We start from the raw sequence: 26,266 nt of genomic DNA, 5'->3' as shown, positions 1-26,266 counted from the left end.
ACCCGCCGCCGCATCTGCCCGCTCAGGGCAGGGTGATGGTCACGTGCGCGGTCTTGCCCGGCATCTGCACAACCTGCTGGTACCCGGCCAGCTGCTTATCGGTATCGCGCGCCAGCATCGTGTGCAGTGTGAAAAACGCGCCCAGGCCGAGCACGGCGAACAGCGCAAGCGGAGCCCACAGCGGCATCACCCGGCGCAACGCGTGGGTAACCCGGTCCGGCGGCGCCCAGTGCGGCGCGAAGCCGGTGCGCTTGCCCTTCAGGTAGACGATCTCATCGCCCAGGCGGGCCACCAGATAGCCAAGCTTCTCCGGGCCTTCCAGGCGGTACTTGCCTTCGAAGCCGAGCAGCAGGCAGTAGTGGTAGACCTCCAACGACGGCAGTCGCGGGGCACCCTGCGCGCGCAGCTCCTCGAGGCGGTCGAAGAAGTGCTCGCCGGCCAGGTGTTCGCCGAACAGGCGCAGCTGCAGGGGGTTGCGTTCCCACTCCTCGCGTAGCGACGAGGGCTGGCCCAGCATCGCCTCGTCGACGGCGGCGCAAAACGCGTATTTCGCTGCGTAGATGTCCTCGGCGGCGATATCCAGCTTGGCCGCGCCGCGTTCGACCCCTTCCAGGAAGCGCTGGATCGATGCCACGAAACCGCTTTCGCTGGACGGCAACTGGCCGCGCTTGAGCAGCATCAACAAATAAAAGCCGTCTGCCATCAGCTCCACCAGGCTGCGCGGGGTGGCGGCGCCGGACGGCGGTACGGCGGCATGCGCCGGACCCAGCGAGGGCATGCGGTTGGGGACCGGAGGATTGGGGTAGTTCATGGCGTCCTGCCTGGCGTGGGTGGCGCGTTACGGGGTGACGGCGATGAGTTCCAGCTTCAGCTCGCGCACGCCAGACGGCACGTAGATCATCAGCGACTGGGCCTTGATCATGCGTTCGTACAGCGGACCGCGTGCCTCGATGGCGAAGTACTGCGCGCCGGTGCGCACCGGGATGGCCCCGGGAACCTGCGCGGCGTGGACCAGCTTGACGCCCGGCAGCGCCGACAGCACGCACTTGTCCACGTCGTCCGGCGCGCCGACCTTGAAGCGCACCGGCACGGTCTGGACCAGTTCGTTGGCAGGCATGTCCGCACTGACCCCGAGGTAGAAAGCGGAATCCTCGTCGATGCGCTGGGAATCCAGTCGCCCCAGATGGAAGGACGGCTTGACCTCGCTGAGGGCGATCTTGAAGTAGCGCGCGGAGATCACCGTGTCGAGCAGCGCGCGGATGATCTCGAACAGGCGCTCGAACCCGGCCTCGGGGTTTGCGTGCTGGTAGTTGGGCAGGTCGGCCAGGGTATGGCTGCGCGAGAACGTCAGCAGGCCGCCGGCCAGGCGCAGCAGTTCCTGGTGCAGCCGTTCCGGGTGCAGGCCCGGATGGCGGAACAGGTGTGAGAGCGATGCAAAGGCGCCGTTGACGGTGTGCAGCAACCAGAACGAGGCGATGTCACCGGAGCGGAACTCGACGACTGACTGGGAGGCCTCGCGGTGCAGGCCGTGGAGGGCATCCGCCTTGGCCTGCAGGCTGTCCAGCAGCCGCCGCAACTGCAGTTGCAACTGCGGCGCAGAGCCCAGGCTCAGACTGGGTGCGACGAAACCGGGGTCGATCTCGAAGCCGCCGGTCGCGCTGCGGCGGATGCGCGCCACGGGCACGCTGACATACGGATCGCGCGGTTCGTCATCGCGCAGCAAGCGCACGTTCTTGCCCAGGTAGGCCAGCTCGGCCTCGCCCGCATCCGTGTACAGGTCGGTCGTGGCCCGGTTGGCCTGCATGTAGCGGCTGTTGCCGCCGCTGTCGCCCTCGCCGGCGCAGTTGCCGCCGTGCTCCTTCAGCAGTGGCAGGGCGAGGTGCACGGTTGTGCTCTGCACGCCATCAGGCAAACCTTCCAGTGACATTGCCTCCGGGAGGAGGTCATCACCAGGCGCGCTGTAGAACTCGCCGTCGGGGAACACCACCGACAGTTGCTGCGCGCGCAGGGTCCCGGCGGCCAGTGCCTGGGCGTCGAACTCGGCCTGCCGCAGGCCCCAGGAATAGGGCGCGATGGTGGTGGCCATGCGCTGCACACGGGCTTCGTGATAAGCGTCCTGACGCTGGAAGTGCTGCGGGCGCAGAAACAGGCCCTCGCCCCAGAAAACCTTCGACATCCCGGTCATGCGTCACTCGATCCTTTGATAAATCCCGGCGTTCCGTGCATTCGCGGGGCAGGTTACACCATGTGCTGGAGAACGTTTACGGTCACTCGAATCACCCCCCGACCGCCCCGCATCGGCTGGCCGACAGGCTGTGTGCGGGCGTCGAGAGTTTGGTAATCAGTCCTGCGGAGGCGGTGGTCATCGCGCAACCGTGCAGGCCGACGGTGATGCCTTCGGCATCGGTCTGGCGGGTATCGAAGGTCAAACGCCAGCGCGTTGGTGCCGGCGCACGGAACAGCGCAACCACGCCGACGTGGGTTCCGTCTTCGGGTAGGGACTCCAGCACCTCATGCCGTTTGCCGGGCGTGAGCAGGAATTCGGTCACCGAGATGAGGTCGTCGCCGAGCACGTCGTGCTCGCGGCGCTCGTCAAGGAACACGTCGAAGGCGGCGGCGTCGAAGCGCTTCGCCTCGCGCAACTGGTAGACGCGAACCACCAGTGCAACGGCCCGCCCATCGTCTCCGCTGTTGAGGTTGTCGCCCGCGTACAGGCGAATGGGCAGCTCGCCGCGCTTTGCCTCGCCCTGCTTGAGGCCAACCGCCTGCAGCGTCTTGCCCAGCGCCTGCTTGACGCCAGCGCCCTGGGTGGCGCAACCCGAGATCGCCAGGCAGGCGGCGAAAACCAGCAACCAGACCGCGTGGCGGGCCCACGTTGCTGAGGAACCCGCAGCGCACACGGGCGCGGCGGACGAGTCGTTGCAACCCCTGTCGGAACAGCGATAACCAGCATCCATTGCTTGCCACTCCATTGGTAAAGTCCGCTTCCGATATCGCGACCCAGGATCGTAACCGGCCAACCGTATCTTGCACCGACCCCGCCGCCCGGCGTGTGCCGACTTGGCATCAAGCCGTTGCGTGGTCAACAATGCACGCCGCCAAAGGACAGCTTGACGGCCGGCGGCGTAGGCTACTATATCTAGTCGAAGGCGCATCAGATGCCTTTGATCTGGTCATGGAGTGACAGGCCGCCGCACGCCGTGCGGGGCTCACAAGGAGAGTGGAGACATGCAGGCTTCCCCCTATTCCGTCGTCTGTCGTTTGCTGGCGGCTGCCGCACTGGTGCCCGTGCTGGCAGCGTGCAGCACGATGCCGGCCAAGACCGGCAACTACGCGACGGTCCTGGAGAACGCCGAGGCGGCGGTCAATGCCGGGCGCTTCGAGTCCGCCCTGGTCAGCTTCGACGAGGCGGCCCAGGCCGATCCGACCAGCAAGCAACCGTGGCTGCGGATCGCCCAGTTGCAGTTCGATGCCGGCAACTACGGCCGCGCCATCGTCGCCGCTGAAGAAGTCCTGCAGCGAGATCCTGCCGACCAGGTCGCCGACAGTGTGCTGACCGTGTCCGGGCTGCGCATCGCGTCGCAGTCGCTGGAGCGGCTGCAGGGCAGCGGTGCGCTGGCCTCGGAGACCGCCCGCATCGAAGCCGAGCGACTCGCCGCGACCATGCGCGCGACCATGGGCGAGAGCATCCTCGACAGCGGTGCACCGACTGCCCCGAAGGCGCGCACGCGTGCCCCGGCACGACGTGCCACCACGCCAGCGCCGAAGCCGGCGACGCCGGCCGCCGAGAAGCCGAAGAGTGCTTCGGATATCGCCAACCCCTTCGGCGGCATAGGCAGCTGAGCCTCCGAATCCGCATGCGATCGTCAGGGAGACGATGAAGATGTCCAAGAAGGAAAGTATCCAGAAGCGCCTGCAGAAGGTCCGTCCGCCCCGCGTCCAGCTCACCTATGACGTCGAGAAGGGCGATGCGATCGAGCAGAAGGAGATCCCTTTCGTCGTCGGCGTCCTGGGGGACTTCAGTGGCCAGCCCGACGAGCCGTTGCCGAAGCTGAAGGACCGCAAGTTCGTCAACGTTGATCTGGACAACTTCGATGAGGTGATCTCCGGCATGGCGCCGCGTGCCGCCTTCCGGGTGCCCAACAAGCTCTCCGAAGACGGCGGCGAATTCGCCGTCGAGCTGAAGTTCAACTCGATCGACGACTTCCGCCCCGAGGCGGTGGTGGAGCAGGTCGAACCGCTGCGCAAGCTGCTGGAAGCACGCTCCAAGCTCGCCGACCTGCGCAACAAGGTGGCCGGTAACGAGAAACTGGAAGACCTGCTCAACGATGTCCTGGCCAATACCGAGCAGCTTCGGCAGCTGGGCCAGAACGACCCGGCTGACGAGGAGTAATGCCATGAATACCCAGGCAAGCGCGGCCCCGGCTCAGGCCACGACCACCACTTCCGAGCCGGGTTTGCTCGACCAGATCGTCGAGCAGAGCAAGGTCGCCCGCTCCGACGCCGAGCACCAGCGTGCCCGCGACATCATCTCCGAGCTCGCCCGCGAGGTCCTGAAAGGCACCGTGGTGGTGTCGGAAAACCTCAATTTGACCCTGGATGCGCGCGTCGCCGAACTGGACCGGATGATCTCCGAGCAGCTGACTGCGGTGATGCATGCTCCGCAGTTCCAGCAACTGGAGTCCACCTGGCGCGGGTTGCACTACCTGTGCAGCCAGACGTCGACCGGCACCCAGCTGAAGATCAAGGTGCTCAATGCGCCGAAGAAGGACGTGGTCAAGGACTTCAAGTCCGCGATCGACTTCGACCAGAGCGCGTTGTTCAAAAAGGTGTACGAGGAGGAATTCGGGACGTTTGGTGGCTCGCCATTCGGCGCCTTGCTGGGTGACTACAACATCGGTCGCCAGCCAGAGGACATGTACTTCATTGAGCAGATGTCGCACGTGGCCGCTGCTGCGCACGCACCCTTCGTCGCCGCTGCCAGCGAGGACATGTTCGGCCTGGAAAGCTTCACCGAGATGGGCAAGCCGCGTGACCTCGCCAAGGTGTTCGACACCATCGAATACGCCAAGTGGAAGTCGTTCCGGGATTCCGAGGACAGCCGCTACGTGGGCCTGACCCTGCCGCGCTTCCTCGGCCGTTTGCCGTACAACCCCAAGGACGGCACCACCGTGGAGGGCTTCAACTATGTTGAAGAGGTGGATGGCAACGACCACTCCAAGTACCTGTGGTGCAACACCGCCTATGCTTTCGGCGCGCGCCTGACCAAGGCCTTCGAGGACTTCGGCTGGTGCGCGGCGATCCGGGGCGTGGAGGGTGGCGGGCTGGTCGAGGACCTGCCGACCCACACCTTCCGCACCGACGATGGCGAGGTGGCCCTGAAGTGCCCGACCGAGGTGGCAATCACCGACCGGCGCGAGAAGGAGCTCTCCGACCTGGGCTTCATTCCCCTGGTGCACTGCAAGAACACCGATTACGCCGCGTTCTTCGGCGCGCAATCGGCGCAGAAGCCGAAGAAATACAACACCGATGCGGCGAACGCGAACGCGTCGCTGTCGTCCCAGTTGCAGTACATGTTTGCCGTCTCCCGCGTCGCCCATTACCTCAAGGCAATGATGCGGGAGAAGATCGGCAGTTTTGCCTCGGCCGGTAATGTCGAGGATTTCCTCAACCGGTGGGTTGCGCAGTACGTGTTGTTGGATGACAACGCGACGCAGGAAGCGAAAGCGCAATACCCACTGAGAGAGGCTTCGGTGCAGGTGTCGGAAGTGCCCGGAAAGCCCGGTGTGTACCGGGCGGTGTCCTTCCTTCGCCCGCATTTCCAGCTCGACGAGCTGTCGGTGTCACTGCGTCTTGTCGCTGAGCTTCCCGCCAGCGCCAAGGGGTAAACGGCACTCGCGTGCTGAAAGGCGGTCGACACTACGGGACAAAGATCCCGGTGGGGCTGGCCGCCCGCTTTGGTTCTATCAAGTTGGCAGCAACTACTGCACCGGGCTTGTCCCGGTGCTGACTCTCACGGAAGAACGGAACAAAAGGAAACCAGATCATGCAGCATGCATTCCTCAGCATTGACACCATCAAGGGTGAGTCCAAGGACTCCGAGCACAAGGACTGGATCGAGATCGAGTCCTTCAACCAGGATGTCCTGCAGCCGCGTTCGGCTACCGCATCCAGCGCTGGCGGCACCACCGCGGCACGCGTGGAAATGTCCCCGATCGAGATCAACAAGCGTATCGACCTCGCATCGACGGCCCTGTTCCAGGCGTGCGCCAACGGCACCACGTTCCCCAAGGCCCGCATCGAGTTCATGCGTGCCGACAAGGACGGCAAGGCGATCAACTACTACACGATCGAACTGTTGAACGTGCTTGTGCACCGCGTCACCACCGGAATGGGCCATGACGGCATGCCGTCCGAGCAGGTCCAGCTGAGCTTTGGTGCGATCAAGTGGTCCTACACCCAGCAGAAGCAGGGTGGCGGCGTTGGCGGCAAGGCCGTCGCGCAGTGGAGCAACACCGACAACACGCCCAGCTACCGGGTTTGATTGCCGTAACGCCCTGATGGGTCGGTGCGATGGCGGCCAGCTGGTCGTCATCGCATTGTATTTCCGGGCTGCAACCTGCATCCGGCCAGTGGCGCGAAGGCAGACAGGGAACCATGAAAGGATTCGAACCCAGCCTCCTGGAAAAGCTGTTTGACGATCAACCGCGCGTCACCGCTGCCAGCGGCATCTTCAAATCGATCTCGCTGGATCAGTACAAGGAATCCGTCGCCCGTGACCTGGAAGGCCTGCTCAACAGCCGGGCCGCATTTTCCGAGGACGACCTGAAGGAATTCCCCAATTGCCGCAACTCCCTGATGACCTACGGGCTGCGCGATTTCTCCACCATGAGCCTGGCCAACGGCCATGACCGCGCCGCGATCTGTCGTTCCCTTGAGCAGGCGATCGGTCGCCATGAGCAGCGCTTGCACAATGTCCGAGTCACTTTGGAAGGCAACAGCCGCTCGGTGGGTGGCCTGCACTTCTCGATCCATGGCCTGCTGGACGTGCGCCCCGCGCGCGAGCCCATCAGTTTCGACGCGATGCTGCAGCCAAGCACCCTGCAGTACTCCGTCAGCAGGTTGCGCCGTGCAGCAGCCTGACCGGGGGCGCCGCTGATGGAGGACCTGCTGCCGTTCTACGAGCGTGAGCTTGGCTACCTGCGCCGTCATGGTCGCGAATTTGCCGAACGCTACCCCAAGATCGCCGGCCGCCTGCTGCTGTCCGCCGATGGCAGCCAGGACCCGCACGTCGAGCGCCTGATCGAGTCCTTCGCGCTGCTCAGCGCACGCACCAACAAGAAGATCGAGGACGACTACCCGGAGTTCACCGAGGCGCTCCTGGAGGTCATGTATCCCCACTACCTGCGTCCGTTTCCCTCGTGCTCGATCGCCCGATTCGACATGGGGCCCGCGCTCGCCCAGCTCAGCGCACCGGTCCACATTCCGCGCGACACGTTGCTGCACTCGCGCGCGGTACGCGGTGTCAGCTGCCGCTTCCGCTCAACCTGCGACGTGGTGCTGGCACCGATCCGGCTGCGCGAAGCGCGTTATCGCGCCATCGCCGAGGCGCCGATGGCGACCAGTCTGCCGGCCGGGTGCGGGGGGCAGATATCGCTGAGCTTCGAGCTGCTCGGAGAGCATCAACAACTGTCGGCTCTGGGCTTGGACAGTCTGCGCTTGTTCACCGAGGGCGAGGCCAGCTTTTGCGCCGCGTTGCGCGACACGTTCGCCTTCGGGGTCCGCGCCGCGTATCTGGAGTCTGCCGGCAGCGGGCGCTGGAAGGCGCTGCAGAAATCACCGCTCAACCAGGCCGGGTTCGGCGCCGACGAGTCCCTGATCGACTATCCCGACCGCTCGCACCCGGCGTACCGCCTGCTGACCGAGTTGTTCGGCTTCCCGGAGAAGTTCGGTTTCTTCGACCTCGATCTGAAGCCACTGCACGGCAGTGTCGGCGCCACCTTCACGGTCCATCTGGTGCTCGCCGCGCAGGCGGCCGACGCCCCTGTGACTCGAGTGCTGGAGTCGCTGTCGGCCGACAACATCCTGTTGGGTTGCACGCCGGTCGTGAACCTGTTTGCGCAGCACGGTGAGCCCATCCGGGTAACCCATCGCAGCACGTCGTATCCGGTCGTGGCGGATGCGCGACGCGCGTTTGCCTACGCAGTGGTGTCGATCGACTCGGTCAAGCGGATCCGCCAGACCGCCCAAGGCGAGAAGGTTACCGAGTTCCGCCCGTTCTACTCGCTCCAGCACGGCCAGTTGCCCGACGAGTCGGGCCATTACTGGTTCGCCCACCGCGACGAGCAGGTGGCTCGCAGCAGTCCCGGCTTTGAGACGGAACTTTCCTTCGTGGACCTGGATTTCAATCCGGTCCAGCCGCAGACCGACGTGGTCAGCCTTGAGCTGACCTGCAGCAACCGCGACCTTCCCAGCTTTCTCGCCTACGGCGTGCAGGGCGGCGACCTGACCATGGAGGGCGGCGGCCCGGCGCGCTCAATCGCGCTCCTGCGCAAGCCAACCCGGCCGATGCGCTTCGAGCGCGGGCGCGGTGCGCAGTGGCGACTGGTCTCGCATCTCTCGCTCAACCACCTGTCTCTGAGCCAGGACGGCCTGCCGGCGCTGAAGGAGATGCTGCGGCTGTACGACATCGCGCGCAGCAGCACCTCCGGACGACAGATCGACGGCATCGTTTCCCTGGAGCACCGCACTGCCAGCGCATGGCTGCCCGGCAAGCATTTTGCCAGCGTGGTGCGCGGCATCGAGATCCGTGTTGGCATCGACGAGACCGCTTTTGTCGGGCACGGCATTGCCGCATTCGCCCGCGTGCTGGACCACTTCTTTGGCCTGTATGTGCACGCCAACAGCTTTACCCAATTGACCGTGCTGTCGGCCGACAACGGCGAGGAACTGATGCGATGCGAACCGCGAAGCGGCGAATCGATCCTGGTGTAGCCCAGCAGTTGCTCGCCGGCCCGCAGCGCTTCGAGTTCTTCCAGGCCCTGCGGATCCTCGAGCGGCTCTTCATCAGGCAAGGCCAGCAGCCAGGCGAGGTGGTGCCGCGCAGCCTGCGTTTCCGTTCCTCGATGTCACTGGGATTTCCGGCCAGTCAGATCGAGTCCGCGCAGGCCTATGCGCGCGACGGAACCGCGCTGGACCGCGACGCGGCGGTTGAACACGCCATCACGATGGAGGAGCTGGGCGAGGTCCATCTGACGCCGGCCTTCATGGGCATGCTGGGCAGCCATGGCGTCCTGCCCCTGCACTACACCGAGGCGCTGGGCGAGCGCGAAACCTACCAGCGCGACCGCACCGCCCGCGCCTTTCTGGACATTTTCGGCAACCGCGCGGTGGCCCTGCATTACGCCGCGTGGAAGAAGCACCGTCTGGCCCTGCAGTACGAACTGGACGGCGACGAGCGCTTCCTGCCGCTGGTGCTGGCTTTGGCCGGCATGGGCATGAAGGGCTTGCGCGGGCGCATGCGCGGCGATGACAGCGACGTGTTCGACCACGCCGTCGCCCACTACGCCGGGGCGATCCGCCAGCGTCCGCTGTCGGCGGTGATGCTGCAGCGGATCCTCGCCGACTACTTCAAGGTGCCGCTGCGAGTCGAGCAGTTCGTCGGCGCCTGGTACCGGGTGCCCGAGGCGCAGCAGACGCGTCTGGGCGTCGGCAACGCGATGCTGGGCAGCACGGCCCTGGCCGGGAATCGCGTCTGGCAGCGCGACCTGAAGATGCGCCTGTGGGTCGGCCCGCTGGACCGCGCGCAGTTCGATGACTTCCTGCCCGGGCGCAGCGCGGCCAAGGCATTGGCCAAGTGGCTCACCCTGCTGACTGGCAGCACCTTGGAATACGAGGTCTGCCTGAGTCTGAAACCGGCGCATCTGCGCGGGATCGCATTGCATGCCCAGGCAGGCTGTGAGCTGGGTTTTGACAGTTACCTGTGCTCACGCCCGCCCCGCGCACCGCGCTCGGATACCCGCTACGGCATCCACACCCTGCAATGACGATGGCGGAACAGCGCCGCCCCTGGACACGACACCGCATGGATCGCAACGCATGAATACCAACCTGAAAACCCTGATCGGCAAGCTCAATGACACCTGTCGCCAGTCCGCCGAACGCGCGGCGAACCTGTGCATGGCGCGCGGCAACTACGAGGTCGACCTGGAGCACTTGTTCCTGGCGTTGCTGGAGCACCCGCAGGGCGACGTCGCCCTGATCGCGCAGCGCAGCGGAATTGGCGTGGACAGCCTGCGCAAGGACCTGGAAACGGAGATCGGCCGGTTCAAGGCAGGCAATACGCGCACGCCGGTGTTTTCCCAGCACTTGCCGACGCTGTTCCAGCACGCGTGGCTGCTGGCCTCGCTGGACTCGCACACCACTCGAATCCGCGGCGGCCACCTGTTGCTGGCCCTGCTGACCGAGCCGGGGCTGTCGCAACTGGCGTACCGGGGGTCTGGCCAGTTCGTCAGGATCAAGCGCGATGAGCTCAAGCACAACTTCGCCAAGCTCACCGAAGGTTCCATCGAAGGCGGCGATGTCCGCTTTGCCGATGCGGGGGTGGAGAGCGAGGGCACCGCAGCCGATGCCGCCCCCGGCCTGTCGCGCACACCGGCGCTGGACCAGTACACGACCAACCTCACCCAACGGGCGCGCGACGGTCACCTGGACCCGGTGATCGGCCGCGATGCCGAGATCCGGCAGATGGTCGACATCCTGCTGCGGCGGCGCCAGAACAACCCGATCCTCACCGGCGAGGCCGGTGTCGGCAAAACCGCGGTGGTGGAGGGGCTCGCCCTGCGGATCGTCGCGGCGGACGTGCCGGACGTGTTGCAGGCCGTCGAGCTGCACACTCTGGACATGGGGCTGTTGCAGGCCGGAGCGAGCGTCAAGGGCGAGTTCGAGAACCGGCTCAAGAACGTGATCGATGAGGTCAAGAAGAGCCCGCATCCGATCGTCCTGTTCATCGATGAGGCACACACCATGATCGGTGCCGGCGGCCAGGCCGGACAGAGCGACGCCGCCAACCTGCTGAAGCCAGCGCTCGCACGTGGCGAGTTGCGCACCATCGCCGCCACCACCTGGTCGGAGTACAAGAAGTACTTCGAGAAGGATGCCGCACTGGCCCGCCGCTTCCAGGTCGTCAAGATCGAGGAGCCTTCCGAGGCGCTCTGCGCCGCCATGCTCCGCGGGATGGTGCCGCTGATGGAGAAGCACTTCGGCATCCGGGTGATGGACGAGGCGATCACCGAGGCGGTGCGTCTGTCGCACCGCTACATCAGTGGCCGCCAGCTGCCCGACAAGGCGGTCAGCGTACTGGATACCGCCTGCGCCAAGGTTGCGCTGGGCCAAAGCGCGACGCCGGCGATGATCGACGACACCCGCAAGCACCTGGATCGGCTCGACGCCGAGCTGGCCGCATTGCGGCGCGAAAGTGTTGCGGGTGCGGCGCACCACGAGCGTCTGGCGGAGTTGACCAAGGCGCACTCCGTGGCAACCGGGGTATTGCAGCAGAGCCGCGAGCGCCTGGAAGTGGAAACCGCGCTGGCGAAGAAGATCCAGCAACTGCGTCAGGAACTGGAGGCCGATGCGCAAGCGGTGCCCAGCGACGATCCGCCACACGCATCCAACAATGGAGATGGCGGCAGCCCCGATCATGATGGCGGCGACACCGCGGTCGCGGTCCGCCCGAAGGCGGCCAGAGCCGGCAAGACGAGCAAGACGAGCAAGACCGCGCCGAGGAATTCCCGCGCTGCCGCCAACCCCAAGCTGGCCGAGCTGGACCTGCTGCTGGCCGAGTTGCGCGCGTTGCAGGGCGAGGCGCCGATGGTGCCCCTGCAGGTGGACGGCGGGGTGGTCGCCGAGATCGTCAGTGCGTGGACCGGCGTGCCGCTGGGGCGCATGGTCAAGGACGAGATCCGTACCGTGCGCAATCTGAGCCCGTTGCTGGGCGAGCGGGTGATCGGACAGGACCATGCCCTGGACGCCGTCGCGCAGCGCGTGCGTACCGCGTCGGCGAAGTTGGAGGATCCGAACAAACCGCGCGGCGTCTTCATGTTCGTCGGCCCGTCCGGGGTCGGCAAGACCGAGACCGCGCTGGCACTGGCGGACATCCTCTACGGCGGCGAACGCAAGCTGGTCACGATCAACATGAGTGAGTACCAGGAGGCGCACAGCGTGTCTGGACTGAAGGGCTCGCCGCCCGGCTACGTCGGCTACGGCGAGGGCGGCGTGCTGACCGAAGCGGTGCGCCGCAATCCCTACTCGGTGGTCCTGTTGGACGAGGTCGAGAAGGCCCATCCGGATGTGCTGGAGATGTTTTTCCAGGTCTTCGACAAGGGCCAGATGGAGGATGCGGAAGGGCGCGAGATCGACTTCCGCAACACCCTGATCATCCTCACCAGCAACATCGGCTCCAGTCAGATCATGCAGTCATGCCTGAACGTCCCGGCCGGCGAGCTGCCCTCCTCGGACGAGCTGGCCGACGCGCTGCGCCCGGTTCTGATGAAGACCTTCAAGCCGGCTTTCCTGGGACGGATGAAGGTGGTGCCCTTCTTCCCGATCAGCGACGACGTGCTGGCCCGCATCATCGAGCTCAAGTTGGGCCGAATCCGCGATCGCATCGTCGCCAACCACAAGGCGGTGTTCGAGTGGAACCAGGCGCTGGTGGAGGCGGTGTTGCAGCGCTGCACCGAAGTCGATTCGGGCGCCCGCAACGTGGACCACATCCTCAACGGCACCCTGCTGCCGGAGATCGCCGAGTCGGTGCTGGCGAAAATGGCCGAAGGCGAGGAGATCAGCCGGATCAAGGTCTCGGCCGACAAGAAGGGCAGCTTCCGCTACCAGATGCAGTGACGGAGCAGGTCATGACCCATGTCAGGAACGTGTTTGTCAGGTCCTGGCAGGCCTGCCTCAGACCCAGCCGCGGGCCGCCAGTGACACCGGTGGCCCGTCGGCGATGACGAAGTGATCCAGCAGGCGCAGGTCGACCAGCGCCAGGGCCTGTTTCAGGCGCGCGGTCACGGCCCGGTCCGCGGCGCTTGGCTCGGGATTCCCGCTGGGATGGTTGTGGCCCACGATCACGGCGGCCGCGTTATGGGCTAGCGCGCGACGGACCACTTCGCGCGGATGCACCTCGGCCCCATCGATGGTGCCGCGGAACATTTCCTCGAACGCCAGCGCACGGTGGCGGGTATCCAGGAACAGCACCGCGAATACCTCGTGCTCAAGGCCGCGCAGGCGCTGGGCGAAGTAGCGACCGGCAGCCTGCGGATCGGTCAGTGCCGCGCCGCGTTCCAGCTCGGCCGACAGGTGCCGATGGCCCAGCTCAAGCGCCGCGGCCAGCAGGCACGCACGCGCTGGCCCCAGCCCCGGCAGTTTGGCCAGCTGCGCGGGCGGGCGTTCCAGAAGTGGGCGTAGCGGCCCGTGGTCGCGCAACAGTTCGCGTGCCGTGCTGACTGCGTCGCGACCCCGCAGTCCTGAGCCCAGGAAGATTGCCAGAAGTTCGGCATCCGACAGCGCACCTACGCCACGTGCAAGCAGCTTCTCGCGTGGACGCTCTTCGGCCGGCCAATCACGTATGTGCATAGTCTCGATCCCTGCGCTGGTCGCGCGTGCACGCCTTGCGACGTGCTGCCTCCGCCGGTGAGGTGTCACCACGGGTGTGGCCGGCGGATAAAAACGAAGCGGAGACGGACCAGACTGCCCAGCCAGACGTTGCGATGGACCGGGGAAGCCGCATCGCCACGTTCCGTCCCCGCTTCAGCCACAGCTGCAGAATGTCGACTGGCACGGCTTTGCGGCGTCGGCCGACGACGCGGCATCGGGTAAGCTAGCCATCGCCAGAACAGTAGGGGTTTTCCTCACGTGTCAGCGCTCCACGACCAGAAAATCCTGTTGTGTGTATGCGGCGGGATCGCTGCCTACAAAGCGGCCGAGTTGGTCCGCCGGATGATCCAGGCCGGCGCCCAGGTGCAGGTGGCGATGACCGCCAGCGCCGGGCACTTCGTTTCCGCCACAACCTTCCAGGCGCTGTCGGGCCGGCCGGTCCGGACCACGCTGTGGGACGACGCGGCCGAGGCCGCGATGGGGCACATCGAGCTGGCGCGCTGGCCCGACCGCATCCTGGTCGCACCGGCGAGCGCCAACACCATCGCCAAGCTCGCCCACGGCCTGGCCGATGACCTGGTCAGCACGCTGTGCCTCGCCACGGACGCACCACTTGCGGTGGCGCCGGCCATGAACCAGCAGATGTGGTCGCATCCGGCGACCCGCGCCAATATCGATGTGCTGCGCGGTCGCGGTGTCCTGTTGCTGGGTCCCGGAGTGGGTGACCAGGCCTGCGGTGAAACCGGTGCAGGGCGCTTGTTGGAGCCCGACGAGATCGTTGCAGCGCTGGCGCAGCGTGCAGCATGAGCGGCTGTTCGTTGGCCGGTCGGCACGTGGTCATCAGCGCAGGTCCCACCTACGAAGATCTGGATCCGGTGCGTTTTCTCGGCAATCGCAGCAGCGGCAAGATGGGCTTCGCCATCGCCGCGGCTGCAGCAGCGCGTGGTGCGCGCGTGAGCCTGATCGCGGGCCCCGTCACTTTGCCCACGCCCGCAGCGGGGACTGGCTCGCTGCATCGGATCGACGTGCGCTCGGCGGCGCAGATGCACGCGGCCGTGATCGGCGCGTTGCCGGCGGACGTCTACATCGGCGCGGCTGCCGTGGCCGACTACACGCCGGCGCGGGTGGCCGAGGAAAAGATCAAGAAAGGCTCCGGCAGTGAAGGCCTGACGCTGCAGCTGGTGCGCACGCGCGACATCCTTGCCGAGTTGGCGGGCCACCCGCGCCGTCCCGAGCTGGTGGTTGGCTTTGCCGCCGAGACCGAGGATGTGGAGCGTTATGCGCGCGGGAAACTCGCTGCCAAGCGGCTCGACCTGATCGCGGCCAACCGTGTCGGTGTGGCGGGATCCGGGTTTGAGAGCGACGACAACGCGTTGGTCATCTACGGAGCCGATCTGGCGCTGCCGTTGGGACCGGCGTCCAAGCACGAACTTGCCGGCCAGTTGCTCGACCTGATCTGCCAGCGGCTGTCCGTCGCGGCGACCGGGACCGGCAGCGCCCGCTGAAAATCACCCTGCGCGCTGCAGGCGACACGCTGTAATCGGGGGGTCTCATGCCACACACGCTTGAACTGAAAGTGCTCGATCCGCGCCTTGGCACGCAATGGCCGCTGCCCGCCTACGCGACCCAGGCCAGCGCCGGCATGGACCTGCGGGCCGCGATCGACGAGCCGCTGCAGCTGGAGCCGGGCGCATCTGCGCTGGTGCCGTCTGGGGTGGCGATCCATATCGGCGATCCCGGTCTGTGCGCGGTGATCCTTCCGCGCTCGGGACTGGGGCACAAGCACGGTATTGTGCTGGGCAACGGCACCGGGTTGATCGATGCCGATTACCAGGGGCCGCTGATGATCAGCGTCTGGAACCGGAGCGCCCAGCCTTTTACGATGCAGCCGGGGGATCGCATCGCCCAGCTGGTTGTGCTGCCGATTGTGCGGGCGCAGCTGCAGGTGGTGGATACATTTGAAACCAGCGTCCGCGGCGCCGGTGGCTTTGGCCATACCGGCGTGCGTTGAGCGCGCTGTCTGTAATTCAACAGGGGATACAACGCCATGCCGGACACCAAGACCAAGCGACCGTCTGTGTCGCTGGAGCCGCTCAAGCCGCTGTTGCCCGCGCTGGTGGTGGCCTGCGTGCTGCTGGCAGCGTGGTTCGCATGGAGCGGCTGGCAGCAGCAGCGCGACGGCAGCCGGCGGGTGGCAGTGGAGCAATCGCGCGACCAGACCGTCCAGGCGATCGCGACGGCGCTTGCGTCCGAGCACAAGCGGTTTGCCGACAAACTCGCGGATCCCGCTTTTACGACAGCCGTAGCCAACAGCAACAACGCGCGGGCAGCCCAGCTGCTGGGCTCGGGTTGGCCCGGCGCCAGCCAGCCGGAGGTGCTGGCGCCGCAGCTGGATGAGGATTACGCCGCGCTGCCCGATGGCAGCTACGGCCGGCTCGCGGCGTTGGAAGCGGCACTGGTCGAGGGCAAACCGGTGTCGTGGGTCGTGCGCGATGGCGAGGCCTCGCGGCTCGCGCTGGCGGCGCCGGTGGGGGACGGACAGTTGGTTCGCGCTGTAGCACTGGTATTGCTGCCCTTGCAGCGGATCACCGGCCCTGTGGACGCCGCTGCCCTTCCCGGCGATGGCTACCTGGCGTTGCGCCAGGGACGTCAGAGTCTGGTCGAGCGCGGCGATACCAGCCTGGCCGGTGGCGCCGAAGCGCTTGCCGTGGCCGTGCCCGGCAGCAGCCTGCGGGTGGCGGCCGGGATCCCCTACCCGGCGTTTGCGCCGTTCGGCATCGGTGCGCTCGCGTGCTTCATCGCCGCAGGCGTGTTTGCGCTGTTGGCACTGCTGGCGTGGCGCGGGCCACAGTTGCTCGCACGCCGGCGCAACAGCACGATGGACGAAGCCGAGGAAGGGTCCAACCAGACGCTGGAAGAATCGATGAGCGACGATTCACTGGACGCGGGTGCCGCGTCCTCGCCGGTGCCGTTCGCCGCTGCGGCGGCCGCTGTCGCCCCGGTCATCCTGGACCGCGACATCTTCCGCGCCTATGACATCCGCGGCATCGTCGGCAAAAGTCTCGATGTGGGTGTCGCCGAGCGTATCGGCCACGCAATCGGCTCGGTCATGCACGAGGCCGGGCAGCGGGAGATCGTCGTCGGTCGGGACGGGCGCCTGTCCGGACCGGACATGCTCGACGGGCTCGTAGCCGGCCTGCGCAAGGCCGGTCGTAACGTCATCGACATCGGGCTGGCGCCGACGCCGCTGGTGTATTTCGGCGCCTACCACCTCAACGCCGGGTCCTGCGTGTCGGTCACCGGCAGCCATAATCCGCCGGACTACAACGGGTTCAAGATCGTGATCGACGGCGAGACGCTGTCGGGCGATGCGATCATCGCGCTGTACACGCGCATCGCCGAAGGCCGGCTGTATGTCGCCGACACCGAAGGCGCGTTGGAGCACCGCGATATCAACGACGACTACGTCCAGCGCGTGGCGGCCGACATCCAGATCGACCGCCCGCTGAAAGTGGTGGTGGACGCCGGCAACGGCGTGGCCGGCGAACTGGGCCCGGCGGTTCTGCAGGCGATCGGCGCGGAGGTCGTGCCGCTGTACTGCGAGATCGACGGCAATTTCCCCAACCACCACCCCGATCCGAGTGAGCCGCGCAACCTTGCCGACCTGATCCAGATGGTCGACCGCCTGGACGCCGACCTGGGCATCGCCTTCGACGGCGATGGCGACCGCCTGGGCGTGGTCACCCGCGACGGCCACAACATCTTCCCCGACCGGCTGCTGATGCTGTTTGCCGCCGACGTACTGGAGCGAAACCCCGGGGCGCAGATCATCTTCGACGTGAAGTGCACCGGCCGCCTGCCGGGCTACATCCTGCGCCACGGCGGCAGTCCGCTGATGTGGAAAACCGGGCACTCGCTGGTCAAGGCGAAGATGCGCGAGACCGGTGCCGAGCTGGCCGGCGAGATGAGCGGCCATTTCTTCTTCAAGGAGCGCTGGTACGGGTTCGACGACGGCATCTATTCGGCGGCGCGTCTGCTGGAAATCCTCGCCGCCCAGCCCGGCCGTCCCAGCGATGTGCTCGACGCGCTCCCCGACGGTGTTTCCACGCCGGAGATCAAGGTGGATGCACCGGCAGGAGATCCGCACGCGTTCGTGGAGCGCTTTGTGGGCGAGGCGAATTTCGATGGCGCGCGCCTGTCGACCATCGACGGCTTGCGGGTGGATTGGCCCGACGGCTGGGGACTGGTGCGCGCGTCCAACACCACGCCGGTGCTGGTGATGCGCTTTGATGCCGACAGCAACGAGGCCATGGCGCGGATAACGGCCACGTTCCGCGAGCAGCTGCTGGCGCTGGATCCGGACCTGCCGCTGCCGTTTTGAGACCGCAAGGCCGGCTTCAGCGGCCGGCCTTGGTCAAGCTGAGGGCACCGCCCCCGCAGCCGTCAGCTACGGCTGGATGCGCCCGCAGCCGCCTTCAGCTCGCGGTAGCGCTCCAACGCCGAGTCCAGTTCCTGGTCGATCGTGGCACGGGCCTGGACCTGTCGTTCCAGTAGCTCCTGATGGCGGCGCAGCGCATCGTGCTGGGCATTGATGCGCTCGGCGAGCGATTTGGCCACCGGCTTGGCTTCCAGTTCCGACTCGCTCGCGCGCTGCAGCAGGTTGAGCAGGCTGCGCCGCGCTCCTTTGATACCCAGTTGCGAGGTCTCGATGCTGGAGTCGATCAGCTCGATCCGGTTCGCGAAGTTGCGCTCCAGATCCGCCTCGCTTGCGAAGGAAACCACCATCGCGCGCTCACGCCGGGCGCGCTCGGCGTCCGACCAGTTCTCGCGTTCCTGGCGCTTGGCCTCGGTCTCCGCCAGCGCCCGCTCCTCATCGGTCTTGGCGCGTTCGATCCGGGCCGTTGCGACGCCGGTCGGGCTGAACTCGGTGCGTGCGTTGTCCACCGCATTGGCAGGAAGCGCATCGCTGCACACCCGCTCACCCTGGTCGTCCCAGCAATAGATCTTCTTCCCGCCCTGGACCTTCTTCTGCGCCGACGCCGGTGAAACGGCCATCGCCAGCGCCACTGACAGCAGCGCGCAGGAGAGCAGGGAAGTGCGGGACGAAGCGTGCATGGCCTTTTACCTTGGACGATAAGCAGACGACGATCAGCAGAGAGAGACGCAAGACTCGGGCCAAGCGCGAAAAGGCCGCGCATCCACTCCGCGCTCAGCGACTTCCGTATGCCTCGCGGTACGCCAGCAAACGCTCGTGCTGCCCGGCCAGCAGCGTGGAGTGCTCCGCCATCGCCAGCAGATCGGCCAGGCTGGCGACCGCGACCACCGGAAGCGCGTACTCAGTTGCGACAGTTTGTGCCGCCGAGCGTCGGCTGCTGGAAGGGTCGATGGCTTCCTGGCGATCCAGCGCGATAACGATCCCGCTCACGATCCCGCCGGCATCGCCGATGATCTGCAGTGCTTCGCGAATCGCGGTGCCGGCCGTGATCACGTCGTCGACGATAAGCACCCGGCGGTCTTGCAGTGGCGCACCGATGAGGCTGCCGCCTTCCCCATGGGCTTTCGCCTCCTTGCGGTTGAAGGTCACCGGCAAGTCCTGGCCACGGCGGGAATACTCGCACGCCAGTGCCGTGGCCAACGGGATGCCCTTGTAGGCCGGCCCGAACAGCCCGTCAAACTCCCCGAGCGAGCCGTCTGCGCGCGCCGAATCGATGGCATCGGCGTAGCAGGCGGCCAGACCGGCCAGGGCCGCGCCGGAATCGAAGCGTCCGGCGTTGAAGAAATACGGACTGGTACGACCGGATTTCAGGGTGAATTCGCCAAAGCGCAGCGCATCGGCGCGCATGGCCAGCTCGAGGAATCGTCCGCGGTGGTCCTGCATGAGGCATCCAGGCAATCAACAGGGGTCGATGATAACCAGCCGCGCTGCCCCTGTCGGGCGCCGCCCGGCCCGCGGCGGGGCTGCGCTATCCTTCCGCGTCGGGTCCAGCGCCCGCATTGCCCACACTTCCGGTACTACATGCGCATCATCAGCTTCAACGCCAATGGGATCCGCTCGGCGGCCCGCAAGGGATTCTTCGACTGGTTCCGTGATCAGGATGCCGACGTGCTTTGCATGCAGGAGACCAAGTCCCAGGAGCACCAGCTGACCGGCCCGGACGGACTGGATCCCGCATTCCTGCCCGACGGCTACCACGCGTTCTTCAGCGACGCGACGACAAAAAAAGGCTACAGCGGCGTGGCGATCTACAGCCGGCGCGAGCCCGATCAGGTGCGTACCGCGCTGGGCTGGGACGCCTTCGACGAGGAGGGGCGCTACATCGAGGCGCGCTTTGGCAATCTCAGCGTGGTCTCGTTCTACATCCCATCGGGCTCTTCCGGGGAGTTGCGGCAGGGCTACAAATTCGAGGTCATGGACTGGCTCAAGCCGATCCTGGACGAATGGCTCGCCAGCGGCCGCGACTACGTCCTATGTGGCGACTGGAACATCGTGCGCAGCGCCATGGACATCTGCAACTGGAAGTCGAACCAGAAGAACTCCGGTTGCACGCCGCCGGAGCGCGAGTGGCTCAACGCCCTGTGTGGCGAGCCAGAGGGCTCCGGCGAAGGCTGGCAGGACGCGTACCGGCGCCTGAACCCTGACGGCCAGGACTACACCTGGTGGAGCAATCGCGGCGCCGCCTACGCCAAGAACGTCGGCTGGCGGATCGACTACCAGCTGGTGACCCCGGCGCTGGCGTCGCGACTGCGCAGCTGCGCGATCGCGCGTGAGCCGCGCTTCTCCGACCACGCGCCGTTTACCGTCGACTTCGACATGGACCTGGGCGGGTGAGTTCACCGGCCAAGGCCCGCAAGCCATCAGCGTGGAAGGCATTCGCCGAGCCGTCGGCGTGGACGATGTTCTTCTTCGGCTTCGCGTCCGGGCTGCCGTTCCTGCTGGTGGCCGGCACGCTGGCGTACTGGCTGCGCGAGGACGGTCTGGAGCTCAAGGACATCACCATGATCGCCAGCGCGGGCATGGCGTATTCGTTCAAGTTCCTGTGGGCGCCGTTGGTGGATCGCTGGCGGCTGCCGCTGTTCGGTCGGCTCGGCCAGCGCCGCGGCTGGTTGCTGCTGGCGCAGCTGGTGGTCATGGCCGGCCTGTTCGCGATGGCGGGAGTGGGTACCGCGACGTTGCCACTGTTCATCGCCTTGACCCTGACCGTGGCCGTGGCAGGTGCCACGCTCGACATCGCTGTGGATGCCTACCGGATCGAGATTGCCCCGGTCGAATCGCAGGGTGCGCTGGTGGCCACCTACTCGCTGGGCTACCGCATGGCCCTGATCGTGACCGGCGCGCTGGCGCTGGTGCTCGCCGACCACGCGGTCTGGCCCAACGTCTACCGGGTGATGGCGTGCGTGATGCTGGTGCCGATCATCGCCAACCTGATGGCCCGCGAGCCCGACGTCATCCGTATCCGTGCCCAGAACTGGGCGGCGGCCATGCGCGAGGGCGTGGTCGAGCCGTTTGCCGACTTCTTCCGGCGCTTTGGCGGCCGGGTCGGCATCGGCGTGCTGGCCTTCATCCTGCTGTTCAAGATTTCCGACCAGGCGCTGGTGGGCGGCATCATCGGACCGTTCTACCTCGACCAGGGGTTCACGAAGACCCAGATCGCCGCCGTGTCGAAGATCTACGGCATCTGGGTCGGCATCGGTGGCGCGTTCGTCGGCGGTCTGGCTGTGGCGCGCTGGGGCGTCAACTGGACCCTGCTTGTGGCGATCGTGCTGGGCGCGGTCAGCAACCTGCTGTATCTCCTGCTGATTGGCGCCAACGGCGACGTGGGCATGCTGACCCTGGTCATCTCCGGTGAAAACCTGGCCCAGGGATTCCTCGGCACCGCGGCGGTCGCCTACCTGTCGGCGCTGGTCAACCAGCGATACACGGCCACCCAGTACGCGCTGTTCTCCTCGATGATCACCCTGCCCGGCAAGGTGCTGGGGTTCTATTCCGGGCGCATCGTGGAGGCGGTAGGATACGCGCCATATTTCGTGCTGACCGCGGTTCTGGTCATCCCGGCGGTGATGCTGTTTTTGTGGCTCCGCCCAAAGGTGCGTCTGGGTGATGACGGGGGCGCGTCGCAGGTGGAGGAAGGACGATGAGCGAGACGGTGCTGCTGGATATCGATCCGGTGCTGCTGGAGCGGGTACGACGGTTCGCGGCGACAAAGGGCTGGAGCCAGCCGGCTGCGATCACCCATCTGATCGAGCACGGCCTGTTTGCATGCGAGGGTGACGTCACGGTAGCGCTCGATGACACCGACGCCCACATCCTGCAGGCGGCCATCGAGGCGCTGGAAAAGGTCGAAGACGATCCGGGCTTCTCGCTGATCGGTCGGATCGACGTCGCCGGAGGCTGATTTCACCGCCGTTACGCCGGGTAGATCACACCCAGCGTGCGCGGCCCGCGCGCACCCGTCACGGCAGGCAGATTGCCCGCCAGCCCGGCCAACGTCTGACGCGCCAGCCAGGCGAACCCCATCGCCTCGACGTGGTCCGGGTCTACTCCGTGCTCCGCGGTGGATTCGATGGCGACGTCCGGCAGTCGTGCCGCAAGGCGCCGCAAGAGGAGCGGGTTGTGAACGCCGCCGCCGCAAACCAGCACCCGCGCGGTGTGCGGCTGTTGCGCCAGGAGGGCATCGGCAACGGTGGCGGCGGTCAATTCCAGCAGCGTCGCCTGCACATCCTCGGGACGTTCATCTTCACGCAGATGGTGTTGCAGCCACTGCAACTGGAACTGCTCGCGGCCGGTGCTCTTGGGCGGCGGCTGGGCGAACCATGGCTCATTGAGCAGGCGTGCCAGAAGGGTCTCATCGACTTTGCCCCGGCGGGCAAACGCGCCATCGCGGTCGAACGCCTGGCCAAGCTGGCGCTGGCACCATGCGTCCATCAAGGCGTTTGCGGGGCCGGTGTCAAAGCCGCGCACGCCCGCACCCGAAACCCCGTCGCAGGACGCCGGCAGCAGCGTGAGGTTGGCAATGCCGCCAAGGTTGAGCACGGCACGATGCTCGGCGTCGCTGCGCAGCATCGCGGCATGCAGCGCAGGCAGCAGCGGCGCTCCTTGGCCTCCGGCGGCGACGTCGCGGCGGCGAAAATCCGCCACCGTCGCAATGCCAGTGCGCTCGGCGATCACGTTCCCATCGCCCAGCTGCATCGTGAAGCGGTTCCGCCCATCGAACGCGGCTCCGTTGGGTCGATGGCGCACGGTCTGGCCGTGCGAGCCAATCGCCCGGACCTGCGCGGCGTCGACACCGGCGATGCGGATCAGCTGCAGCGCGGCATCGGCAAAGCACTCCGCAATATGCACATCCAGCGTGCCCAGCTCGTCGATCGAGTCGATCGGCGCGCCCTGGCCAAGCTCGAGCAGGCGGGCGCGGGTGGGCAGGTCCCACTCGCAGGTGTGGCCATGCAGCAGCGTGCAGCCGGTGCCCGCGTCGAAGCGGACCAGCGCCGCATCGATGCCGTCCGCGCTGGTGCCCGACATCAGGCCGATGAAAAGGCCGTTGGCGCGCCTGTCATCCGCCCGGAAAGCAGCGGGCCCGGTCGAACTGGAGTCCGCCGGGCCCGTCGTATCGCTGGTGGCCATCTGGATCAGGCTTTCTTGTCAACGCCCGCGGTGGTGTCCGCCTTCGCCGGCTCTTTGCTGGCGACCAGCGCGTTGTTGCGCAGCAGGCCTTCCACTTCCTGGATGCGCGCCAGCGCCGGCGCGGTTTCCGCGCGGAAGGCGACCAGTGCCGCGCCCTTGAGCGGTTCGGCCGGCGGCATGGTTACGTTGAGCGGGTTGCGGTGCACACCGTTGACCCGGAATTCGTAGTGCAGGTGCGGCCCCGTCGCCAAACCGGTGCTGCCGACATAGCCGATCACCGCGCCCTGGGGCACGCGCTGCCCGACTTTGTATTTGCCGAGACGCGACATGTGCGCATACAGCGTGGTGTAGCCGCGACCATGGTCGAGGATCACCGTGCGGCCGTAGCCGCCCTTCCAGCCGGAGAACTGCACGCGCGCATCGCCGGCGGCCATGATCGGCGTGCCGGAGCCGGCGCCATAGTCAACGCCCTGATGGGCGCGTGTCTTACCCAGGATTGGATGCTTGCGGGCGGTGGAGAAGCCGGAGGTCACGCGCGCGTACGGAATCGGCATGCGGATGAAGGACTTCTTCAGCGGCCGGCCATCGGCGGTGTAATACCCGACCTTGCCGTCATGCTCGAAGCGGAATCCGGAGAACGTCTTGCCACCGGTGGTGAAGGTCGCGGCGCGGATATCGCCGCTGCCGACCAGCTCGCCCTCGCGCCAGACCTGGTCGTATACGACGCTGAAGCGGTCACCCTTCTTGGCGCTGGTGAAGTCGATGTCGTACTTGAAGATCTCGTCGGTCATCGTCGCGATCGCGGTGGCGGGCAGCCCGGCCTTGCGTGCGGCGACATACAGCGAGCTTTCGATCTCGCCACTGCTGACGATGCTGCGCAGTTCGGTCGGCCGTTCGATTACCCGCTGCTCGATCGTCTCGCCCTTGAGGCTGAGCTCGACGCGATGGGCCGGGTCACGGTCGTAGCGGAAGCGGTGCAGGGCCCCATCGACCATGTCGAACGCCAGTTCTGCGCCGGTTCCCAGCCGGGTCAGCGCAGGCTTTGCACCCGGTTGCTCGAGGATGCGATGCATGGTCGCGGCCGGAATTCCCATCTGCTGGAACACCGCGCCAAGGGTCTGCCCGTTCTGCACCCGTACTACCTGCCAATCGTGCTCCGGGCGGGGCTGCGTCGGCTGCAGCGCAATCGGCGGCAACGGCAGCGCCATTGACTGGCGCGCCAAAGGGGTGGCGCCGGCCTGCAAGTCACCGAATCCGGGCACGATCGCCGTGACCAGGACGCCGATCGTGGCGAAAAGGCTGGCCTGCACCCACTGTCGGCGCGACCAACGGCCACTGAAACCATCGCTGAGATGACTTGCCAACACCGGTCGATGAAGCGCGGCTTCGCGCAGGCTTTTCAGGCGTTTACGCCGGCTCGAACCGGAATCTTGGGGTGTCATCGGATGGGTCTCCCGCGCGCAGGATGTGAAGGCAGCGTCGCGGCGTTACGATAAGCACGTGAGGTGTGTGCGTCAAACCCTTGAGGGCAATGGGATTTCGTGCGGTGCACCAGTCCATCGCGGATTCGAACGTATTCCCGGCCACCACCCGTCATTTCGTCCCCCGACCGACCTATTCAAGAGCCCCTTCCGTGCCTGCCAACACCCCAACCACCGACGTAGCCTCCGCCCTCGCCCTGATCGGCCGTGGCGCCGATGAGATCCTAAAAGCAGACGAGCTCGCTGCCCGTCTGCGCAGCGGACGTCCGCTGCGTATCAAGGCCGGATTCGACCCGACCGCGCCGGACCTGCACCTTGGGCACACCGTGCTGTTGAACAAGCTGCGCCAGTTCCAGGACCTCGGCCACCAGGTGATCTTCCTGATCGGCGACTTCACCGGAATGATCGGTGACCCCAGCGGAAAGAACGTGACCCGCAAGCCCCTCACCCGCGAGGAAGTGCTGGCCAACGCGGAGACCTACGCCGAACAGGTGTTCAAGGTGCTCGACCGCGAGCGCACCGAAGTGCGCTTCAACTCCGAGTGGTTCGGCCAGATGAGCGCCGCGGACATGATCCGCCTGGCAGGCCAGCACACGGTCGCGCGAATGCTGGAGCGCGACGATTTCGCCAAGCGCTACGCCGCGCAGCAGTCCATCGCCATCCATGAGTTTCTGTATCCATTGGTGCAGGGATACGACTCGGTAGCCCTGAAGGCCGATGTCGAGCTGGGCGGCACCGACCAGAAGTTCAACCTGCTGATGGGTCGCGGCTTACAGGAACAGCACGGCCAACCACCGCAGATCGTCCTGACCATGCCGCTGCTGGAGGGTCTGGACGGGGTGCAGAAGATGAGCAAGTCGCTGGGCAACTACATCGGCATCAATGAGCCGGCCATCGACATAGTCACCAAGACGATGAAGATCGACGATGTGTTGATGTGGCGTTGGATCGAGTTGCTGAGTTTCGATATCAGCCTGGCGGAAATGGAAACGCTGAAGAGGGAGATCGCCGAGGGCGCACTCAACCCGCGCGACCTCAAGTTGCGGCTCGCCCGCGAGTTGGCTGCGCGCTTCCACGACGAGGCGGCCGCCGAACTCGCCGTTGCTGGCTGGAACGCCGCCGTGCGCGGACAGGGCGATACCGCGCAGCTCCCGCTGAACGACGTGGCCGTTCCCGCGGATGGGTTGCGGATCGCCGCATTGCTTACTGCCGCAGGCCTGACGCCGAGCAACTCCGAAGCCAACCGCAAGCTCAAGGAGAAGGCGGTGCGCGTGGATGGCGAGGTGGTGACGGATGCGCAGCAGGTCTTTGGGCCCGGCTTTGAGGGCGTACTCGCCGTTGGCAAGCGGACGTTTTCCCGGGTCCGTCTGGTTGAAGCCTGAATAGCCGCGGCCCGCGACAGCTTTTTCAACCACCCCTTCACAATCGCATCGCGAGCATGCATACTTCGCGGCCCGCCCCGGTCGAGACGACGCGGCAGGGTGAGGCGCCCGGTTCAGGTTTGCTTGTTGACGGA

21 protein-coding genes and 2 pseudogenes are annotated in these 26,266 nt (G+C 66.3%); 15 read left to right on the top strand and 8 right to left on the bottom strand.

What is annotated here, in order from left to right; translation table 11 throughout:
- Positions 1-22: 22 nt before the first annotated feature.
- The 3 genes from icmH to tssJ form a co-directional block, all read right to left on the bottom strand.
- Positions 23-811: a type IVB secretion system protein IcmH/DotU gene (icmH, locus tag KZ491_RS11390; protein WP_222565986.1), complete on the bottom strand. Its 789-nt coding sequence runs from the start codon at positions 809-811 to the stop codon at positions 23-25.
- Between the two features lie 27 nt (positions 812-838).
- Positions 839-2,176 carry a type VI secretion system baseplate subunit TssK gene (gene tssK, locus KZ491_RS11385; protein ID WP_222566211.1) on the bottom strand — a complete coding sequence of 446 codons (1,338 nt, stop codon included), beginning with the start codon at positions 2,174-2,176 and terminating at the stop codon, positions 839-841.
- A gap of 100 nt (positions 2,177-2,276) precedes the next feature.
- Complete coding sequence (gene tssJ / locus KZ491_RS11380) at positions 2,277-2,852, bottom strand: type VI secretion system lipoprotein TssJ (RefSeq protein ID WP_246606806.1); 576 nt, start codon at positions 2,850-2,852, stop codon at positions 2,277-2,279.
- Positions 2,853-3,228: 376 nt separating this feature from the next.
- Between tssJ and KZ491_RS11375 the strand changes: the two genes are divergently transcribed.
- From KZ491_RS11375 to tssH, 8 genes and pseudogenes are all read left to right on the top strand, one after another.
- Entirely contained in the window at positions 3,229-3,843 is a 615-nt protein-coding gene (locus tag KZ491_RS11375) for a tetratricopeptide repeat protein (protein WP_222565984.1), read from the top strand.
- 40 nt (positions 3,844-3,883) lie between these two features.
- On the top strand, positions 3,884-4,393 hold the full coding sequence (gene tssB, locus KZ491_RS11370) for a type VI secretion system contractile sheath small subunit (protein ID WP_222565983.1): 510 nt from the start codon (positions 3,884-3,886) through the stop codon (positions 4,391-4,393).
- Positions 4,394-4,397: 4 nt separating this feature from the next.
- Positions 4,398-5,888, top strand: coding sequence for a type VI secretion system contractile sheath large subunit (gene tssC / locus KZ491_RS11365; RefSeq protein ID WP_222565982.1), 1,491 nt, complete (start codon positions 4,398-4,400; stop codon positions 5,886-5,888).
- A gap of 149 nt (positions 5,889-6,037) precedes the next feature.
- Positions 6,038-6,544: pseudogene (locus KZ491_RS11360) on the top strand (Hcp family type VI secretion system effector); the annotation flags it as partial.
- Positions 6,545-6,657: 113 nt separating this feature from the next.
- Positions 6,658-7,143 carry a type VI secretion system baseplate subunit TssE gene (gene tssE, locus KZ491_RS11355; RefSeq protein WP_222565981.1) on the top strand — a complete coding sequence of 162 codons (486 nt, stop codon included), beginning with the start codon at positions 6,658-6,660 and terminating at the stop codon, positions 7,141-7,143.
- 15 nt (positions 7,144-7,158) lie between these two features.
- Positions 7,159-8,994 carry a type VI secretion system baseplate subunit TssF gene (tssF, locus tag KZ491_RS11350; RefSeq protein ID WP_222565980.1) on the top strand — a complete coding sequence of 612 codons (1,836 nt, stop codon included), beginning with the start codon at positions 7,159-7,161 and terminating at the stop codon, positions 8,992-8,994.
- The gene (gene tssG, locus KZ491_RS11345) at positions 8,958-10,046 is read left to right on the top strand and encodes a type VI secretion system baseplate subunit TssG (protein WP_222565979.1); all 1,089 of its coding nucleotides are present in this window, start codon (positions 8,958-8,960) and stop codon (positions 10,044-10,046) included. Before tssF ends, tssG begins: the two co-directional genes overlap by 37 nt.
- A gap of 52 nt (positions 10,047-10,098) precedes the next feature.
- The gene (tssH, locus tag KZ491_RS11340) at positions 10,099-12,897 is read left to right on the top strand and encodes a type VI secretion system ATPase TssH (RefSeq protein ID WP_222565978.1); all 2,799 of its coding nucleotides are present in this window, start codon (positions 10,099-10,101) and stop codon (positions 12,895-12,897) included.
- 57 nt (positions 12,898-12,954) lie between these two features.
- On the opposite strand, the gene radC is transcribed toward tssH, so the two are convergent.
- A complete protein-coding gene (gene radC, locus KZ491_RS11335) occupies positions 12,955-13,629 on the bottom strand; it encodes a RadC family protein (protein ID WP_222565977.1) in 675 nt (224 codons plus the stop codon).
- Between the two features lie 303 nt (positions 13,630-13,932).
- Here radC and coaBC point away from each other — a divergent pair.
- From coaBC to KZ491_RS11320, 3 genes and pseudogenes are all read left to right on the top strand, one after another.
- Positions 13,933-15,155: pseudogene (gene coaBC / locus KZ491_RS11330) on the top strand (bifunctional phosphopantothenoylcysteine decarboxylase/phosphopantothenate--cysteine ligase CoaBC).
- Between the two features lie 47 nt (positions 15,156-15,202).
- Positions 15,203-15,661 (top strand): dUTP diphosphatase, encoded by a 459-nt coding sequence (gene dut / locus KZ491_RS11325; RefSeq protein WP_222565976.1) that lies wholly within the window; start codon positions 15,203-15,205, stop codon positions 15,659-15,661.
- A gap of 36 nt (positions 15,662-15,697) precedes the next feature.
- On the top strand, positions 15,698-18,031 hold the full coding sequence (locus tag KZ491_RS11320) for a phosphomannomutase/phosphoglucomutase (protein WP_222565975.1): 2,334 nt from the start codon (positions 15,698-15,700) through the stop codon (positions 18,029-18,031).
- Positions 18,032-18,093: 62 nt separating this feature from the next.
- Here the strand turns inward: KZ491_RS11320 and KZ491_RS11315 are convergent, their stop codons facing one another.
- On the bottom strand, positions 18,094-18,765 hold the full coding sequence (locus KZ491_RS11315; RefSeq protein WP_222565974.1) for a hypothetical protein: 672 nt from the start codon (positions 18,763-18,765) through the stop codon (positions 18,094-18,096).
- A 94-nt stretch (positions 18,766-18,859) separates the two neighbouring features.
- Positions 18,860-19,528: an orotate phosphoribosyltransferase gene (pyrE, locus tag KZ491_RS11310; protein WP_222565973.1), complete on the bottom strand. Its 669-nt coding sequence runs from the start codon at positions 19,526-19,528 to the stop codon at positions 18,860-18,862.
- Positions 19,529-19,666: 138 nt separating this feature from the next.
- On the opposite strand from pyrE, the gene KZ491_RS11305 reads away from it, so the two are divergent.
- Genes KZ491_RS11305 through KZ491_RS11295 form a run of 3 tightly spaced genes read left to right on the top strand, consistent with a single transcriptional unit; the run spans position 19,667 to position 22,043 of the window.
- Complete coding sequence (locus KZ491_RS11305; protein ID WP_222565972.1) at positions 19,667-20,479, top strand: exodeoxyribonuclease III; 813 nt, start codon at positions 19,667-19,669, stop codon at positions 20,477-20,479.
- On the top strand, positions 20,476-21,786 hold the full coding sequence (locus tag KZ491_RS11300) for an AmpG family muropeptide MFS transporter (protein WP_425493154.1): 1,311 nt from the start codon (positions 20,476-20,478) through the stop codon (positions 21,784-21,786). Before KZ491_RS11305 ends, KZ491_RS11300 begins: the two co-directional genes overlap by 4 nt.
- Positions 21,783-22,043, top strand: coding sequence for a hypothetical protein (locus tag KZ491_RS11295; RefSeq protein WP_222565971.1), 261 nt, complete (start codon positions 21,783-21,785; stop codon positions 22,041-22,043). Before KZ491_RS11300 ends, KZ491_RS11295 begins: the two co-directional genes overlap by 4 nt.
- Positions 22,044-22,054: 11 nt before the next feature.
- Here the strand turns inward: KZ491_RS11295 and KZ491_RS11290 are convergent, their stop codons facing one another.
- Together KZ491_RS11290 and KZ491_RS11285 are read right to left on the bottom strand one after the other, a co-directional pair.
- Positions 22,055-23,269: an anhydro-N-acetylmuramic acid kinase gene (locus KZ491_RS11290; RefSeq protein ID WP_222565970.1), complete on the bottom strand. Its 1,215-nt coding sequence runs from the start codon at positions 23,267-23,269 to the stop codon at positions 22,055-22,057.
- A 5-nt stretch (positions 23,270-23,274) separates the two neighbouring features.
- Positions 23,275-24,711, bottom strand: coding sequence for a M23 family metallopeptidase (locus tag KZ491_RS11285; protein ID WP_222565969.1), 1,437 nt, complete (start codon positions 24,709-24,711; stop codon positions 23,275-23,277).
- Positions 24,712-24,902: 191 nt separating this feature from the next.
- On the opposite strand from KZ491_RS11285, the gene tyrS reads away from it, so the two are divergent.
- A complete protein-coding gene (gene tyrS / locus KZ491_RS11280) occupies positions 24,903-26,132 on the top strand; it encodes a tyrosine--tRNA ligase (protein WP_343225617.1) in 1,230 nt (409 codons plus the stop codon).
- Positions 26,133-26,266 lie beyond the last annotated feature (134 nt).

This window comes from Novilysobacter antarcticus (assembly GCF_019802285.1).
Taxonomy (GTDB): domain Bacteria; phylum Pseudomonadota; class Gammaproteobacteria; order Xanthomonadales; family Xanthomonadaceae; genus Novilysobacter; species Novilysobacter antarcticus.
This window is presented reverse-complemented; position numbering and strand designations above follow the sequence as displayed.